Annotated in this window: 21 protein-coding genes and 1 pseudogene; all 22 read left to right on the forward strand. The window is 38.7% G+C overall.

Annotated elements, in window-relative coordinates; translation table 11 throughout:
- Window positions 1-25 precede the first annotated feature (25 nt).
- The 22 genes and pseudogenes from terS to V6C27_02980 all read left to right on the forward strand — a co-directional run bounded on the left by terS (window position 26) and on the right by V6C27_02980 (window position 16,338).
- Window positions 26-868, forward strand: coding sequence for a phage terminase small subunit (gene terS / locus V6C27_02875; GenBank protein ID MEG6615374.1), 843 nt, complete (start codon window positions 26-28; stop codon window positions 866-868).
- Window positions 855-1,274, forward strand: a pseudogene (locus V6C27_02880) (phage terminase large subunit). Before terS ends, V6C27_02880 begins: the two are co-directional and overlap by 14 nt.
- A 50-nt stretch (window positions 1,275-1,324) precedes the next feature.
- Window positions 1,325-1,987 carry an NUMOD4 motif-containing HNH endonuclease gene (locus V6C27_02885; protein ID MEG6615375.1) on the forward strand — a complete coding sequence of 221 codons (663 nt, stop codon included), beginning with the start codon at window positions 1,325-1,327 and terminating at the stop codon, window positions 1,985-1,987.
- A gap of 123 nt (window positions 1,988-2,110) precedes the next feature.
- Window positions 2,111-3,016, forward strand: a complete 906-nt coding sequence (locus V6C27_02890) for a PBSX family phage terminase large subunit (protein ID MEG6615376.1) — start codon at window positions 2,111-2,113, stop codon at window positions 3,014-3,016.
- A gap of 16 nt (window positions 3,017-3,032) precedes the next feature.
- Entirely contained in the window at window positions 3,033-4,535 is a 1,503-nt protein-coding gene (locus V6C27_02895; GenBank protein MEG6615377.1) for a phage portal protein, read from the forward strand.
- Window positions 4,522-5,553 (forward strand): minor capsid protein, encoded by a 1,032-nt coding sequence (locus V6C27_02900; protein MEG6615378.1) that lies wholly within the window; start codon window positions 4,522-4,524, stop codon window positions 5,551-5,553. The genes V6C27_02895 and V6C27_02900 overlap by 14 nt, the downstream gene beginning before the upstream one ends.
- Window positions 5,554-5,664: 111 nt before the next feature.
- On the forward strand, window positions 5,665-6,267 hold the full coding sequence (locus tag V6C27_02905) for a phage scaffolding protein (GenBank protein MEG6615379.1): 603 nt from the start codon (window positions 5,665-5,667) through the stop codon (window positions 6,265-6,267).
- 14 nt (window positions 6,268-6,281) lie between these two features.
- A complete protein-coding gene (locus V6C27_02910) occupies window positions 6,282-6,596 on the forward strand; it encodes a hypothetical protein (protein MEG6615380.1) in 315 nt (104 codons plus the stop codon).
- Window positions 6,597-6,627: 31 nt separating this feature from the next.
- Window positions 6,628-7,647, forward strand: coding sequence for a major capsid protein (locus V6C27_02915; protein MEG6615381.1), 1,020 nt, complete (start codon window positions 6,628-6,630; stop codon window positions 7,645-7,647).
- 17 nt (window positions 7,648-7,664) lie between these two features.
- Complete coding sequence (locus V6C27_02920; GenBank protein MEG6615382.1) at window positions 7,665-7,835, forward strand: hypothetical protein; 171 nt, start codon at window positions 7,665-7,667, stop codon at window positions 7,833-7,835.
- 11 nt (window positions 7,836-7,846) lie between these two features.
- On the forward strand, window positions 7,847-8,242 hold the full coding sequence (locus tag V6C27_02925) for a hypothetical protein (GenBank protein ID MEG6615383.1): 396 nt from the start codon (window positions 7,847-7,849) through the stop codon (window positions 8,240-8,242).
- Between the two features lie 47 nt (window positions 8,243-8,289).
- A complete protein-coding gene (locus V6C27_02930) occupies window positions 8,290-8,598 on the forward strand; it encodes a hypothetical protein (GenBank protein MEG6615384.1) in 309 nt (102 codons plus the stop codon).
- Complete coding sequence (locus V6C27_02935) at window positions 8,598-8,981, forward strand: HK97 gp10 family phage protein (GenBank protein ID MEG6615385.1); 384 nt, start codon at window positions 8,598-8,600, stop codon at window positions 8,979-8,981. Before V6C27_02930 ends, V6C27_02935 begins: the two co-directional genes overlap by 1 nt.
- A 121-nt stretch (window positions 8,982-9,102) precedes the next feature.
- A complete protein-coding gene (locus V6C27_02940) occupies window positions 9,103-9,876 on the forward strand; it encodes a hypothetical protein (GenBank protein ID MEG6615386.1) in 774 nt (257 codons plus the stop codon).
- 373 nt (window positions 9,877-10,249) lie between these two features.
- Window positions 10,250-10,672, forward strand: a complete 423-nt coding sequence (locus V6C27_02945; protein ID MEG6615387.1) for a hypothetical protein — start codon at window positions 10,250-10,252, stop codon at window positions 10,670-10,672.
- 4 nt (window positions 10,673-10,676) lie between these two features.
- Window positions 10,677-10,877, forward strand: a complete 201-nt coding sequence (locus V6C27_02950; protein MEG6615388.1) for a hypothetical protein — start codon at window positions 10,677-10,679, stop codon at window positions 10,875-10,877.
- Window positions 10,877-12,187: a phage tail sheath family protein gene (locus V6C27_02955; GenBank protein ID MEG6615389.1), complete on the forward strand. Its 1,311-nt coding sequence runs from the start codon at window positions 10,877-10,879 to the stop codon at window positions 12,185-12,187. The genes V6C27_02950 and V6C27_02955 overlap by 1 nt, the downstream gene beginning before the upstream one ends.
- A 13-nt stretch (window positions 12,188-12,200) precedes the next feature.
- Complete coding sequence (locus V6C27_02960) at window positions 12,201-12,674, forward strand: phage tail tube protein (protein MEG6615390.1); 474 nt, start codon at window positions 12,201-12,203, stop codon at window positions 12,672-12,674.
- Between the two features lie 45 nt (window positions 12,675-12,719).
- On the forward strand, window positions 12,720-12,932 hold the full coding sequence (locus V6C27_02965) for a hypothetical protein (GenBank protein ID MEG6615391.1): 213 nt from the start codon (window positions 12,720-12,722) through the stop codon (window positions 12,930-12,932).
- Between the two features lie 234 nt (window positions 12,933-13,166).
- Window positions 13,167-13,595, forward strand: a complete 429-nt coding sequence (locus V6C27_02970; GenBank protein MEG6615392.1) for a phage portal protein — start codon at window positions 13,167-13,169, stop codon at window positions 13,593-13,595.
- 250 nt (window positions 13,596-13,845) lie between these two features.
- Window positions 13,846-14,190: a hypothetical protein gene (locus V6C27_02975; protein ID MEG6615393.1), complete on the forward strand. Its 345-nt coding sequence runs from the start codon at window positions 13,846-13,848 to the stop codon at window positions 14,188-14,190.
- A 54-nt stretch (window positions 14,191-14,244) separates the two neighbouring features.
- Complete coding sequence (locus V6C27_02980; GenBank protein ID MEG6615394.1) at window positions 14,245-16,338, forward strand: tape measure protein; 2,094 nt, start codon at window positions 14,245-14,247, stop codon at window positions 16,336-16,338.

Genomic DNA, 16,338 nt, shown 5'->3' on the forward strand with positions numbered 1-16,338 from the left:
GGCAGACAGTAAAGAGGGTGAGGTGGTGGGAGGCAGGCCCAAGAATCCTAACCGACAAAAAGCCAAACAAATATGGCTTAATCATAAAGGTAAAATAACCAACCGGCAGATTGCAGAGATGTTGGGCGAGAAAGAAAAGACGATCTCTGCATGGAAGTGCCGCGATAAATGGAGTGCAGTACTACAAAATGAGAACTGTAGTACTACAGATAAAAAGTGTAGTACTACAAAAAAGAAAATCGGCGCCCCGTACGGCAACAAAAATGCTTTAGGCAATAAAGGCGGTGGCGCACCTAAGGGTAACCAGAACGCCAAAGGCCATGGACCACCAAAGGGTAGTATGAACGCATTAAAGCATGGTTTCTTCCGGAAGATATTTCCCGATGATGAAGAAACCATGGCCATTGTTGGAGAAATCATGGAGAAAACTCCTTTAGATGTGCTTTGGGAGCAGATTGTCATTCAGTACACTGCAATTGCCAGGGCCCAGAAGATTATGTATGTGACAAATAAGCAGGAAATGATCAAGGAACTTAAAAAGGTTAAAAGTCAGCTAGATTTTAATCCCAGATACAATCCTGAGGAACCGGATAGCGAGCCATTTGAAGAGACTTACTGCGAAGAAGAATGGGAATTCCAGTTCGCGTGGGATCGTCAGGCTACTTTTTTAACTGCCCAGTCTAGGGCCATGAAGACACTGGAAGGGCTCATTACAAAGTATGAGGAATTGGTTGAAAAGTATGAGCTCAAAGGGTTAGTTGTTGAAGAGCATAGGTTGCGGGTTGAGAAACTAAGGGCTGAAATTAAGAAGATTGGTAATAAAGAGCAGCAGGTGCGAGTAATCATTGAGGATGATGTTCGTGAGTAGTGAAGTGAGAATATCAACTCAAAAGCTTATCGGAAAAGGATATGCAGATTACTGGAATTTTAAAGGCCGCTATCGAGTATGTAAAGGTTCTCGTGCTTCTAAGAAATCAAAGACAACAGCAATCTACTACATTATAAAACTAATGAAACATCCAGATGCGAATCTCTTGGTTATTCGGAAAACATTCAGATCTCTTAAGGATTCATGTTTTGCTGAGCTTAAATGGGCTATTCATCGATTACAAGTTGATGAGGATTGGGCAATTAAAGAATCGCCTCTTGAAATGACCTACAAACCAACCGGACAAAAAATATACTTTCGTGGTCTTGATGACCCGTTAAAAGTAACATCAATTACTGTTGATAAAGGTGTTCTTTGCTGGATGTGGATTGAAAAATGGTTCACATAAAATTCCCCTAATTGCTGGGACACCCTTAGAGCTTTCTTCACCACAACGTGACTGGTAACAGTGAGCGTGATGGTTTGAAAAGAAGAATGATTGGGAAATCAGCAGCGAAGTTACTTGGCATTAATAATCGGTTGTGGTACCATATACTTACGAAGTATAAGGGAAGGAAGAGTACTGTGACCGAAATTTGGAAAGACATTGAAGGGTTTGAAGGTTTTTATCAAATAAGCAATTATGGACGAGTTAAAAGTCTTGGCGGTTGGTGTGGAACCGCGAAACGAAAAGAAAGAATTCGAGCAGTTCATTTGACACATGATGGTTATGAAAAAGTAAGACTGATTCACGGAGGGAAAGATAAAACCGTACGAGTCCATCGTTTAGTTGCAGAAGCCTTCATACCCAATCCTGAGAACAAAGATACTGTAAATCATAAAGATGGAAACAAGCGAAACAATCATGTTTCTAATCTTGAATGGGTTGACAGGTCGGAGCAAATGATACACGCATATAAATTAGGATTGAAAACTTCAAGAGTCGGCTCCAAAAATAAAAACGCTAAACTTACCGCTGAGCAAGTTAGAGAGATTCGAAATTCATATATCCCGTATAGTCGTGAATTTGGGACAGTTGCACTAGCTAAGAAATATGGGGTAACGAATAGAGTAATAGGATTAATTGTCAGAGGTAAGTCATATGAAAATGTCAAGTAAAACGTTCAACGACTATCGAAAGCAGAAAAGCGCTCTATTACGAGTGCTTTTTTAGTTAGTAGAGTAGGGTTCAAGCGAACTCGAAACGGGGAGCGCCAAATTTTGGTGAAGATATAGTCTGAACTGCATGGAAACATACAGAGGGTAAACGGAAGCGGTTTATCCGTAACATATTGCGAAGAAGCATACGAGATTCTGAACGAAGATGACTTCAATATGCTAGATGAATCAATCCGTGGTGCAGCACCTGAAGGATTGTTTAAACAAATTACGCTTACTTTAAACCCATGGAATGAACGCCATTGGATTAAAAAGCGTTTTTTTGATGTTGAAAAAGACCCTGATATCCTAGCAAAAACCACAAATTACTTGTGTAATGAGTTCCTGGATGAGGCCGACAAGCGTGTTTTTGAACGCATGAAACGGGATAACCCAAGACGCTATCAGGTTGCTGGTTTAGGCAATTGGGGGATTGTTGACGGGTTAGTGTTTGAGAATTGGGAAGAGCGTAAATTTGATATCAAGAAATTGCTTCGGGAACGCAAACACATGAAAACATTCTTCGGCCTTGATTTCGGTTATACGAATGACCCTACCGCCTTTTTTGCCGGGGCAGTAGATGAAGAGGCAAAAGAGATCTATGTGTTTGACGAGATGTATGAATACGCATTAACCAACCGAATGATTTATGAAGAAATTTCTAAATTAGGTTATGAAAAAGAGCGTATTCGTGCAGATAGCGCTGAACCGAAGTCCATTGATGATTTATATGAGTTGGGCTTGAAAGGCATTATGAAGGCGCGTAAAGGCAAAGACAGTGTCAATAACGGCATTCAAACCATCCAAGATTATAAAATAATCATTCATCCTTCATGTGTTAATTTTTTAACTGAAATTACGAACTATACTTGGGATGAAGACAAGTTTGGTAAGAAAATCAACAAGCCGATTGATGACTTTAACCACTTAATGGATGCAATGCGGTACGCGTTGGAAGACATTAAAGGCGAATTATTCAGTTTTGACTAGGAGAGTAGGTGAAGAAATGGCTGGTTATTTTCCGTTCCAAGGCATCGAGACCGAAACCGAACGATTAAATACAATTATTTCAAATGGTGCAAAAACGGCATTAAGCGAAATTCGAGTTCTTGAGAAAGAAATTCAGAAATTCAAGCAATCAGAAAAGTTAAAGTGGATGAAAATTGGTATTGATTACTACAATGGTGATCAAGACATTATGAAGCGCGAGAGAAAAGTAATCGGTAAAGGTGGTCGCTTAGAGCGAGTAGACAATTTACCTAACAATCGAGTACTTGATAATCAATATGCGAAGTTAGTTGACCAAAAGGTAAACTACCAACTAGGCCAACCTTTAACCATTGAGACTGATAATGAAACATATTTAAAACTTCTACAAGAGGTATTCAATAAACGGTTTCATCGCACCCTAAGGAATATTGGTGAGGATGCACTAAACTCTGGCATTAGCTACCTACACCCGTACTATAACGAAGATGGCGAATTTACATTTAGGCACTTTAAAAGTTATGAAATTCTGCCGTTTTGGCGTGATTCAGCACATACCGAATTAGATGCATTCGTACATCTATACAGCATTAATATGTATGAAGGTGAAACAGAGGTAAAACGAGAATATGCCGATTTGTATAGTAAAGATGGGATAACGAGTTATGTATGGTTCAATGGTCGTTTGGTTCCTGATGTAGAAAAAGCGCCATCGCCATATTTAATAGCGGTTGATGACGAGGGTAAAGAGTATTCCATGAATTGGAAACGAATCCCCCTAATTCCGTTTAAGTTCAACTCTAAAGAGCAACCATTGATCAAACGCGTTAAGTCATTACAGGATGGTATCAACACGATGCTAAGTGACTTTCAAAATAATATGCAGGAGGATGCTCGTTCTACTATCATAGTGCTACATAATTATGATGGGCAGGATTTAGGTGAGTTTAGACGTAACCTTTCACAGTTTGGTGCTGTTAAAGTTAGAAGCACAGATGGTGCAAAGGGTGGTGTAGAAACCCTTCAAATTGAAGTTAACAAAGATAACTATGAATCTATCTTGAAGTTGTTTAAAAAGGCGCTTATTGAAAACGGGCGCGGGTACGATGCTAAAGATGATCGAATGAGTAACAACCCTAACCAAATGAATATTCAATCAATGTACAGCGACATTGAATTGGATGCAAACGGCATCGAGACTGAATTTCAAGCAGCATTTGAAGATTTACTTTGGTTCATTAATCAACACTTTGCAAATACCGGGAAAGGCGATTTTGAGGGTGAAAAGGTTAAATTCATCTTTAACAGGGATACGTTAGTAAATGAAGCAGAGGTAATCGAAAGTTTAAGTAAATCAACCGATTTATCACTAGAAACTCGTATTTCTCAGCATCCTTATGTTGATGATGTCCAGAGGGAGCTAGAACGCATCAAAAAAGAACGCCAAGAAATGATGGAACTATATGATGGCTATGGAGCTACTTTCACTAAAAAACAAGGTGATCTAGATGTCCAAGAGTAGAGAGTATTGGCGCAAAAGGTTTGAAATGCTTGAGGATGCCCAGAACAATAAGGCTATGTCGTATTATAAGAGCTTGGAAAAGGCCTATATTCAAACGATGACTGAAATCGAAAGGGATATTGCTCGTTGGTACCAACGGTTTGCTAATAATAACGAGATTACACTTGCAGAAGCGAAAAAGCTACTGAAATCCGATGAATTAAAAGAGTTCCAGTGGACCGTTGAAGAATACATTAAGTATGGTGAGGAAAATGCTATAAATAAAGCCTGGATGAAACAACTCGAAAATGCATCTGCTCGGGTCCATATAAGCCGTTTGGAGAGTTTGCAAACTCAGCTACAGCAACACATTGAAAAGCTCTACGGTGGGCAAATAGAAGATTTTGAACGGCTTATAAAGGATGTATATCAAGCTCAATACTATTACGCTGCCTATGAGATTCAAAGGGGTATAGGAGTTGCTTTTACTATATCGGCGCTTGATGAAAATGTACTAACTAAGGTAATAAGCAAACCATGGACGTATGATGGATTAACGTTCAGCGATAAGATATGGCGTGATAAAAACCTGTTGATAGATACGATTCATAAAGAACTTACTCAGTCCATTGCTCGGGGGCAGGCACCAGATAAGATCATTAAAACAATAGCTAGAAAATTGAATACATCCTGTTCAAACGCTGCTCGTCTTGTTATGACTGAATCAGCGTTTTTTAGTGCTTCTGCACAGAAAAAGACATTTGATGATTTGGATGTTGAACGATATGAAATTGTAGCAACACTGGATCACAAGACAAGTGAAATCTGCCAAGCGATGGATGGCAAAATATTTAAAATGAGTGAGTATGAACCTGGGGTAACCGCTAACCCTTTCCACCCATGGTGTAGGACTACAACAGTGCCTTATTTTGATGATAACTATGGTGAACGGATCGCAAGAGGGAGGGGTGGAAAGGTTTATTATATTCCTTCTAATATCACTTATAAGGAGTGGGAAAAGAAATATGTTGTTGCTTAAGTAAAGCATGTTGTTTCAATAGCCATTTTAGCATTTTTGGGCGTTAACTAATAAAGCTGGTCGTGGACGTAACCACGTAAAATTAAATCGTAACCAATGGAGGAAATGAAAATGAAACGTGAATTTTTAGAAGGTTTAGGTCTTGAAAAAGAAAAGATTGACGCTATTATGGCTGAGCATGGAAAAACAGTTGAATCGCACAAAACAAAGGCTGCTGAATTAAACAACAGTCTTGAGGGCTTAAAGAAGCAACTGGAGGATCGAGATAAGGACCTTAAAGATTTAAAGAAAAAAGCAGAAGGCAATGAGGAGCTTCAAACAAAGTTTACAGAACTAGAAAACAAATACAACCAAGCGAAATCTGATTTTGAGCAGAAATTAAAAGACGCTCAACTTTCCGGTGCTTTAAAATTAGCCTTAGCCGGCAAGGTCCATGATGTTGATCTAGTAGCAAACCTCATTGACAAAACTAAAATTGAACTAGGAGATGACGGTAACGTCACCAAAGGACTTGATGAGCAGATAAAGGAACTGCAAAAATCAAAGTCCTTTTTGTTTGTTCCTAATAAGCCCAATAAACCAACATTTAAGGGGTTTGTGCCAAACGGTGGTAACGATGATGATGACAATCCAATCGACATTGGCGCTAGTTTCGCAAAAATGGCAAATGAAAAAGCGCAAGCACCAAAAATTGAAAATAACCCATGGGGTTAAAGGAGGAAAATTAAATGCCATATGTTAAGCAAGTAGAAAGAGCGGAACGTATTAATTTTTTAGCATCTTCAAAAGTCCAAGCCTTTACTTATCAAGTAAGTGATGAAGGTGTCACAGCCGATGCTAATGGTAAGAAAATTGTAAAAGCTGGTACTATTCTACCTGCAAACGATGCAACAGCAGAAGGAATTCTTTATACAGATGTTGACGTGACAAACGGACCGCAACCAGGTTCTTTAATCGTTGAAGCCTATGTTTTAGAGGATCGTTTACCGGTTGCTCCTGCTGCTGAAGCAAAAACAGCTCTAACAAAAATTACATTCCGCTAATTAATAGCGATTATTTAGGAGGTTATGAAATATGCCAGATGTATTAGAACTTTTTAACTCTGAAACTGTATTGAACTATCTGAAAAATCGTCAATATAAACCACTTTTGGGAGAAACACTTTTCCCAGAAGTTAAGCACGAAACACTTGATTTCAGCTACCTAGTTGGGGCAAGCTCACTGCCGGTTGTAGCATCTGTCCATGCATTTGATACAGAAGCTGAAATTGGATCTCGTGAGGCTGCTAAGCAAGCGCTAGAAGCGGCATATATTAAACGTAAAATGCAACTAACTGAAAAAGATTTAATTGCGCTACAGTTCCCGCGCACACAAGGTGAACAACAATATTTGATGAGCCAAGTGTTTAATGACATCGATAGATTGGTTGCCGGCGTAAAAGCGCGTGTTGAATTGATGCGTATGGAGGCATTAACAACAGGAAAGGTAACTTTAAACGAAAATGGACTAAATATGATTGTAGATTATCATGTTCCAAGTGAACACCAAGAAACTTTGACAGGTACTGATTTGTGGACTAATGAAAATGCAGACATTATTGGTGATTTAGAACGCTGGCAGGATTCTTTAGATGAAAAAGCAACTCGTGCTTTAACTTCTACAAAGGTGCTAACTCAAATATTGCGCAATAGTAAAATTATTGGTTATTTATTCGGCAAAGATTCTGGCCGAATTCCAACTAGACAAGATTTAAATGCGTTTCTTATCCAGCACGACTTGCCAACTATCGCAGTTTACGATTCAAAATATCGCAAGCAAAATGCTGACGGTACTTACACTACTGCCCGTTTCTTCGGGGAAAATAAATTTGTTATGTTCGGTGATGGAATCCTTGGTGAAACGCTATATGGACCAACACCGGAAGAAAGCCGCATGATTCGTGAAGGTGCAAATGTTTCTAATGTAGACAAGGTGATTGCTATGGTTTATGAAGAAGGTAAGGACCCTATCTCTACTTGGACAAAAGCAGCGGCTACAGCTATACCTTCATTCCCAGAAGCGAATAATGTATTCCAAGCACAGCCGATTGCTTAATTAGGAGGTAAATTAAAATGGCTAAAATCAAAGTAAAGGTAAAAGCTGGTGTTTTCCCTGTGAGGTATAATGGCGAACGCTATGCAGCAGGAGATGTAGTCTCAATTGAAGATAAACACTTTAATGCTTCCGTATTTGAAAAAGTTGAAGCTACAAAAGTGAAGGAAGTTACTGAAAAAGCTGAATAGGGCGTGATACTATGCTCGAAGATGTAAAAGGGCGATTGGATTCACTGGGGATTAATATCCCCGGTGAACCTAACAACGCTGATGAAGTGATCATAAACTTTACGATAAACAAAGTAACAAATCATATTAATAGTCAAACAAATTTAGATGCAATTCCTCATGGTTTACATGAAATTGCCGTAGATATGGTTGTCGGCGAATACCTTTTTGTTAAGAAAGCAATGGGCCAACTAAATTTAGAAACAATCAATTTTTCACCAGTTGCTAAACAAGTGCAAGATGGCGATACAAATGTAACATTTGCAGTGGAAGCGAGTGCCACTCCCGAAGCAAAATTTGATGCATTGGTGAACTACCTCCAGCACAATGAAGTTGATTTTGTAAAATACCGGGTGTTGACATGGTAAGCGCTCGGAGAAAAGCTCTAGAATTGCTTTGGAGGGGTACTTGTACAGTGAAAGCTTGGCAAGAGGTTAAGGATCCTATAACGCATATAACTAGACATGAAGAAATAACGTTGTATGCAGGGTTAAAGTGCAAATTATCCCATGAAAAGTTAACTGTTGCATCCAATACAGGAGGCCCTGCGGTTATTGCGAAAAATGTAAAGCTATCACTCGGAAATGAGTATGAAATACCTGCTGGATGTAAAATTATCGTCACTCAGGACAATGTAACCACTGAATATACTCGAAGCGGGGAACCTGGTATCTTCATGGATCATCAAGAAATACGCTTAGAGTTATTTAAGGGGTATGCCTAATGGCCAGGCGTTGGGGACGTGTGGATTATCGGCAATTGCAGAAATTGCAGAAGCGTATGGAAAGACTTGAAAAAGTCGATTACGAAAAGTTTTGCGAGGCAATGGCAAAAGAATTAGCTGCTCGATTGCTTGCAAAGGTCATCAAAAGGACTCCTGTTGCAGACCCGTCTAAATGGAAAAAGCCAGTTAAAGGATATGTCGGTGGAACCTTACGTAGAGGATGGACAGCCGGTAAACAGCATTGGACAGAAACTAAAGATGGCAAATTGAGAACAAAAGGCATCGGTGGTAAATCCGGTTATGCCCAATCGCTTGAAGTAGTAAAAAGAGGTAATGTGTTTGAAATTTATGTAATCAATAACGTGGAATATGCCTTAACGTAATGGGGCATGTAAAACCGAGCAAAATCGGTAAACGCTAAACCTTATTAAAGAATATCTAGAATATGGTCATATTTATTTACTATTGGTACAATATAGGTAACCAAGTTAATGAGGTGATAATGTGGCTGTATTCAAAGATTTAACAGGTCAAACATTTGGTAGATTAACCGTTATAAAGCTCTCTAAAGAAATAAAATCAGGCAATAGATATAGAAAATATTGGTTGTGTATTTGTGAGTGTGGTAATAAAAAAGATGTTCGCACAGATAGTTTGACTTCGGGAAATGTCAGGTCTTGTGGCTGCATTAAGAAAGAACAAGATCATAAAAACCTTACAAAAAATCACCGCCATAAAATGAGTGGGACGAGGTTGTATGGTATATGGCAAAAAATGAAAGACCGTTGTTATAACAAAAATGTAAGGTCTTATAAGGATTATGGGGCTCGAGGGATTAAAGTATGCGATGATTGGTTAACGCCTGATAACTTCTTTGATTGGGCGCTTGCTAATGGATATAAGGACCATTTAACAATTGATAGAATTAATAATGATGGCGATTATGAGCCTGATAATTGTAGATGGATAACTCCTAAAGAGCAAGCAAGAAATCGTCGTTCCAATATTGAAGTTGAGTATCTAGGTGAAAAGATGACTATGATTGAAGCTGCCGAAAAATCAAATATATCTTATAAAGTCTTAAATGCAAGATATAGAAGAGGTGCACGAGGAGAAAATTTGTTTGCGCCTGTACAAGACGCAGGAAAAACTAGAGAAGTAAACTATCACGGACAAATAGTTACACTTAGAGAACTATCAGATATTACAGGAATTAATTATAATACTTTAAGTAGTAGATGGAGAGCTGGTAAAAGAGGACCTGAACTATATGAATAAGGCATGCCGATACCGAGGTAACTTACTAGATTGCGAAAGGCTAGTAAGCACCGTAGAGCGTAGAAGGTGAATAAATATAATCCTTCCAAGAGTGCTCGGAACAAAAAGAACATCTCAAGATGTTCTTTTTGTTATGATGTACGCCGAACCGGGGACGAATGAACGTCCCGTAATGCGAGGAAACTCCCGGAAGTAAAGGATAAAAAGCCTTTACGATAACAAAATGCATACGTTGAATTTGGGCACAGGACATCCGACCATCAAGGCTGGGTTCCAGGACGTTTCATGATGACCATATCTGCAGACGAATTACAAAATCAAGCGCCAAAAATCATTGAAAAGAAACTCATTAAATTATTAGGAGAGGCTTTCAGTGGAGATTAAGAACATTATTGACGCTATCTCCATCAAGCTAAATCAAAAATTTGGAGACAGCTGCAGAATATATGTTGACGAAGTACCGCAGGGGTTTAAAGCTCCTGTTTTTTTGATACTTTTTCTATCACTTGAACAAAAGAAACAAATCGGTAAACGGTGGCACATCACAACGTTATTTAACGTGCAGTATTTCCCTTCCGGTGGCCATGTGGATGCTTCAAATCACGCTCTTAAGGTACAACAAGTATTAAAAGAAATAACATTGCTAAATGGCGCCACAATGCTTGGTACGGGGGCAAACAGTGAAATTGTAGACGGTGTAGCTCATAGCTTTATTCATTTTAATTTCTTCTTGCAAGAACAAGAAGAAAAAATCTTCATGGAAACGCTAGGACAACATTCTAGATTGAGAGGGTGATAAAGTGGCAAGACAAAAAACGGTTGAAAAAGAACCAACTGAACAAACAAAGAAAGCAAAATATACTAAACACCAGCTTGTTAAAAGCAAAAAGTATGCAAATTATCGTGATGCCTTAAACGCCATTTTAGCAGATGGTGAAACTTACACGTTAATACAAGTTGATAATGCCTTAAAACAGTTTTATGAAGGAGGTAAAAAGTAATGCTGGGTGGTGGTACATTTTTAACCCAAAACAAAGTTCTTCCCGGTACTTATCACAACTTTGTTAGCGCAGCACGTGCATTTGTTAATCTATCAGACCGTGGTTATGTTGGTTTACCGATAGCACTAGATTGGGGTCCAGATGGCGAGGTGTTCGGGGTTACTCAGGAGGATTTACAGAAAAATTCTCGTGAAATCTTCGGCTACGATTACACTGATAAAAAAATAAAAGGAATTCGTGATGTATTTAAGAATGCTATCACTGTTTATTTCTACAAGTTAGCAGTAAATCCAGTTGCAGCATTCAATGAATTTGCAACAGCGAAATACAAAGGTGTTCGCGGTAACGATATCAAGATTGTTATTCAGGCGAATGTAGATGAGCCTACTAAATTTGATGTTCAAACATTACTTGATAATGTAGTAGTGGACGAACAAACGGTAGCAGAGGCTAAAGAGTTAGTAGATAACGATTTTGTCGTGTTTAAAGCAGAAGCAACCCTTGCAGAAACTGCCGGAACACCATTAACAGGTGGTACAAATGGGGATGCAGTTACAGGCGGAGCACACCAAGAGGCATTAGATGCGCTTGAAGCTTATGGATTTAACACACTTGGTTGCTTATCTGATGATGAAACCATTAAATCACTCTATATTGAGTATACAAAGCGTTTACGTGACCAAGTGGGCGCTAAGTTCCAGCTTGTCGGTCATAAACTTGGTGCAGCTGACCATGAAGGTGTAATTGATGTCATCAATGATGCGCTTGATGATGAAGTTTATGGAGCAGTTTATTGGACAGTTGGAGCTCAAGCTGGGGTTGCGGTCAATAGATCAAATACGAATAAGCGTTATGATGGCGAATTTGCTTTGGACATGAAGGAAACACAAACACAGCAACAACTTTCTGCTTTATTACAAGCCGGAAAATATGTATTCCATCGTGTTGGTGACGAGATTCGTGTCCTTGAAGACGTCAATACATTCACTTCCTTTACTGTTGATAAAAACGAAGATTTCAGCATGAACCAAGTGATTCGAGTATTAGACCAAATCGCTATTGATACTGCAACGTTATTTAACACACGCTACTTAGGTAAAGTTCCAAATGACCAAAGTGGGCGTGTTTCTTTATGGGGCGATATTGTTGCGCACCGTAGGGAACTACAAGCAGTAAGAGCCATTCAAAACTTTGACCCAGACCAAGTTGGTGTTGAACAAGGAAATTCTAAAAAATCAGTAGTAGTAAATGAGGTTGTAGAGCCCACCGTGGCTATGTCTCAGCTTTATATTACTACGACTGTAGCATAAGGAGTGAGTGCAAATGACTGAAACCATGCATGCAAAAGACGCTATTAGTGGAGCTGCCGGTGAAGCATTTGTAACTATCGAGGGGCAACGTTACAAATTTGCTAACTTAATTAACCTTGAGGCAAGGATGGAAAAAACTAAAACGCAGGTTCCGATTCTTGGTAGGGTAGGGAAAGGTAATAAGTCTACTGGTGCAGAATATTCCGGCAGTGCTACTTTCCACTTCAATACTTCCATTTTCAGAGAGTTGCTTTATCGTTACCAAGAAACAGGTGAGGATGTCTATTTTGATATCCAGGTTACAAATGACGATAAAACTTCCACAGTGGGCAGACAAACAACTATCTTAAAAGATTGCAATATTGATGGTGGAATTGTTGCTTTGCTTGATGCAGATGCAGAGTATCTAGAAGATTCTCTTGATTTTACTTTTGAATCGTTTGAATTTCCTGAGAGGTATAGTATTTTAGATACGATGCTTTCCTAAAAGAGCTCGCTTCGGTGAGCTCTTTTAAATATGTAGAGGTGAAAAATGATGCATGCGAAAATAGCTTTTAAAAATGCTAGAGAGTTTCAAAGACTGCTAGAAAGAGCTACCACTCTATCCAATCAGCTTGAAGAAACTCTCCGGCGGATCAGTGATTTCGAAGTAGACATACATGCAGAAACCAAAAATAAAGATTGTCCAGATAAGATTATAGAGCAAATCTCTAAACGATTAGAAAAAGCTACTCATCATTTGTGATTTCTTCATGATATTTTTTGAGCATTATCTTCGTTGTCTAAGCAGAAATTTTAACAAGTTGTTTTATCAGCTTATCTACTGAATCGTCTGTTTTGAATCGAGATTGTAATTCTTGAATTGTTTCTTCTTTTATTCTTTCAAAAACTTCTTGATTTAAAATAGACACCTCCTTCCAATGTCCTGATTCGACAGGGAGTGAGAAAATGCCTATTAAATTATTAGGAGGAATGTTTAATGAGTAACTTACAAGCATTTTTTGCTCAAAACGTTGAAAAAGTAGAGATTGAAGAGCATGTAATATCAAAACGATTTAAAGATGAGAATGGGAATCCAATCCCTTGGAAGTTTGGAGCAATAAGCGGCGATGAAGATGCTGCAATTCGAAAGTCTTGCACGAAGCGTGTGCCTATTCCTGGCAAGAAAGGTTTGTACATGCCTGAAACAGATTATGAGTTATATACATTAAAAGTTACAGTCGCAACAATTAAGTACCCTGATTTAAACAATGCCGAGCTTCAAAATTCATATGGTGTAATGGGTGCAGAAGCGTTACTCCAAAAAATGCTGTTACCTGGTGAGTTAACAGAAGTGAAGAAAATTTCTCAATCTGTAAACGGTTTTGACGTGGGTATGGATGAATTGGTGGAAGAAGCAAAAAACTAATTGAAGACGGCGACCCAGAGGCTAATATACTCCACTATTGGATTCATAAGCTTAAAAGGTTGCCGTCTGAATATCTAGCCCTACCGCTACTAGATAAAGCCTTTGTTACTGCATCAATTCTTGTCAAAGTTGATAATGAAAAGAAGGCTCAAAAAGAAATAGAACGTAAAAGTAAAAAAGGTAGTAGAGGAAAAAGAAGGTAGATGGTAGAACTCCTTTTCCGTATATTATTGGATAAGGAGGTATTTTTATGGCACAAAATAAAGTTATTGCTGGTGACTATGAAGGCAGTTTAATAATGGGGTTTGTTACACCAGGGATATATCCCAATCCAAAAGAGCGGCCCATTGAATTAACAAAAGAAAATGTTGTTAAGTATGAAGTTATTACAGAAGAACATCGCAAAAGCGCAATCAGTGGAGTTTCAAGGGGTTTGGTTGGTGGTGCATTATTAGGGCCAGTAGGGCTATTGGCAGGATTATCAGCCAAAAATAAAGGCACGTACGTAATTGCGATTGAATTTACTAACGGTAAAAAATCCTTAATAGAAATAAACGAAAAATTGTATAAAGCATTAATAAAATCCATGTTTTAATTCCCAAGCGCTTAAAAGAGCGCTTTTTATTTTGCACAAAAAGGCGGTGAAATAATGGCAACTATAAGAACTGCAATCATGGTTAACGACATGATGTCCCAGCAATTTAGAGCTATGAATATGGCGATGGCTGCAGTCATTGATAGTTTTCAAACGCTACAGGAAACCACAAGCAATGCAATTGATATTTCTGCACTTAATGCTGCCCAACAGGAACTGCAACAAGTAGAGGCAAGTTTCTCTCAGATAGAGAGCGAAATCAGACAGGCTGAACAAGCACAAGGGCAGTTTAATGTAGAAATAAACAATGCTTCCAATGCCGCTGATGGTTTATTGAGTAAAATTGGAGCTATTGTTGGAGCTTACGTAACTTTAAATGCAATAGGTGATGTAATAAGTTTATCAGATGAATTAACAAACACTACGGCAAGATTAAATATGATCAACGATGGTCTGCAAACCACAGCAGAATTACAACAAATGATATTTCAATCTGCTCAACGTTCTTATGGATCTTATGCTCGGACCGCTGATTTAGTAGCAAAACTAGCAATGAATGCTGGTGCCGCATTCTCCACTAATAAGGAAGCTGTACTATTTGGTGAACTGCTTAATAAACAATTTGTAATTTCCGGGACTAATGCGGAGGGCGTTCAATCAGCCACACTTCAGTTAACTCAAGCGCTTGGAAGTGGTGTTCTACGTGGTGAAGAATTAAATGCTGTTTTTGAAGCCGCCCCTAGTATTATTCAAACAATTGCTGATTATTTAGACGTTGACATAGGTATGATTAGAGAAATGGCAAAAGAAGGGGAAATCACTGCTGATATCGTGAAAAATGCAATGTTCGCTGCATCAGAAGAAATAAATAAGAATTTCGAGGCAATGCCATTAACATTCTCTCAGATTTGGACAAGTTTTAAAAATGATGCTTTATGGGCGTTTCAAGAGGTCTTGTATAAATTTAACGATATTGCTAACAGTGAAAGATTTTTAGGCTTTGTAGAAAGTTTAAAAACATCTTTATATATTTTAGCATCAGCGACACTGTTCGCTCTGGATATTTTGACTAGCGTCGGGGGATTTATGTATGATTATTGGTCAATCATTGGGCCAGTTGTAGGAGCTGTTACTACTGCAATACTGGCATACGGAGCAGCTCTATTAATAACCAAAACATACACTGTAGCAGCCGCAGCCTGGCAAGCCATATTAGAACTTAGAACTATAAGGCAAGCAGCTGCAACAATGATGGCAACAGGAGCGACTTTTGCACAAACTGTAGCTCAACATGGACTAAATGCAGCGTTATTAGCATGTCCTATCACATGGATTATCTTGGGGATAATTGCGATTATAGGCGTTGTTTACTTGGCGGTAGGAGCTATTAACCACTTTGCAGGAACATCAATAAATGCAACGGGAGCTATCGCAGGGGCTATTTTTGTAGCCGTAGCATTTATAAAGAATTTGTTTGTGGGCTTAATTAACTTCGTTTTTGATGTAGTTGCGTCAATCTATAATGCTTTTGCAACGGCTGCTGAATTTTTGGCAAATGTGTTCAATGATCCGGTAGCTTCAGTTATTCGCTTATTTGCTGGAATGGCTGATTCGATTTTTGGGATACTCCAAGGAATTGCAAAATCCATGGATGCAATATTCGGATCTAACTTAGCAGGTGTCGTTAATGGGTGGCGTTCTTCTCTTGAGGGTGCTGTTACCGGTTTAGTAGGTGAAGCAGAAATAAAAATACCAAGAATGGATACTAGTAAATTTTATCTTGATAGGTTTGAGTATGGAGAGGCTTGGAGCGCGGGCTACGAATGGGGAGCTGATTTAAGCAACTCCTTTAGTATGGATGGCCTTTTAAACGATCTTTGGGCAGCAGATATGAGCAAATATGGAGCCAATATTGCAGCTAACACCGGAAAAACGGCTGATTCATTAAAAATAACAGAAGAAGATTTAAAGTACTTACGAGATGCAGCCGAGCAAGAGGCTATTAATCGCTTTACAACAGCGGAAATAGTGATTGATATGAGTGGTATGAACAATAACATCAGCAAAGACATGGATATAGATGGTATTGTAAACAGTTTGGCCGAAAAAGTTGAAGAGGCAATTAACACAGTAGCGGAAGGAGCGTAA

The organism is Peptococcaceae bacterium 1198_IL3148 (genome assembly GCA_036763105.1).
In the GTDB taxonomy this organism is placed as follows: Bacteria; Bacillota; Desulfotomaculia; order Desulfotomaculales; family Desulfohalotomaculaceae; genus JBAIYS01.

Excerpts from the sequence above, each read along its gene's own strand:
- V6C27_02980 (MEG6615394.1), top strand. The coding sequence starts at position 14,245 with ATGGCAACTATAAGAACTGCAATCATGGTTAACGACATGATGTCCCAG.
- V6C27_02975 (MEG6615393.1), top strand. The coding sequence starts at position 13,846 with ATGGCACAAAATAAAGTTATTGCTGGTGACTATGAAGGCAGTTTAATA.
- V6C27_02910 (MEG6615380.1), top strand. The coding sequence starts at position 6,282 with ATGCCATATGTTAAGCAAGTAGAAAGAGCGGAACGTATTAATTTTTTA.
- V6C27_02895 (MEG6615377.1), top strand. The coding sequence starts at position 3,033 with ATGGCTGGTTATTTTCCGTTCCAAGGCATCGAGACCGAAACCGAACGA.
- V6C27_02920 (MEG6615382.1), top strand. The coding sequence starts at position 7,665 with ATGGCTAAAATCAAAGTAAAGGTAAAAGCTGGTGTTTTCCCTGTGAGG.
- V6C27_02905 (MEG6615379.1), top strand. The coding sequence starts at position 5,665 with ATGAAACGTGAATTTTTAGAAGGTTTAGGTCTTGAAAAAGAAAAGATT.
- V6C27_02935 (MEG6615385.1), top strand. The coding sequence starts at position 8,598 with ATGGCCAGGCGTTGGGGACGTGTGGATTATCGGCAATTGCAGAAATTG.
- V6C27_02960 (MEG6615390.1), top strand. The coding sequence starts at position 12,201 with ATGACTGAAACCATGCATGCAAAAGACGCTATTAGTGGAGCTGCCGGT.
- V6C27_02970 (MEG6615392.1), top strand. The coding sequence starts at position 13,167 with ATGAGTAACTTACAAGCATTTTTTGCTCAAAACGTTGAAAAAGTAGAG.
- V6C27_02900 (MEG6615378.1), top strand. The coding sequence starts at position 4,522 with ATGTCCAAGAGTAGAGAGTATTGGCGCAAAAGGTTTGAAATGCTTGAG.
- V6C27_02955 (MEG6615389.1), top strand. The coding sequence starts at position 10,877 with ATGCTGGGTGGTGGTACATTTTTAACCCAAAACAAAGTTCTTCCCGGT.
- V6C27_02925 (MEG6615383.1), top strand. The coding sequence starts at position 7,847 with ATGCTCGAAGATGTAAAAGGGCGATTGGATTCACTGGGGATTAATATC.
- V6C27_02915 (MEG6615381.1), top strand. The coding sequence starts at position 6,628 with ATGCCAGATGTATTAGAACTTTTTAACTCTGAAACTGTATTGAACTAT.
- V6C27_02965 (MEG6615391.1), top strand. The coding sequence starts at position 12,720 with ATGATGCATGCGAAAATAGCTTTTAAAAATGCTAGAGAGTTTCAAAGA.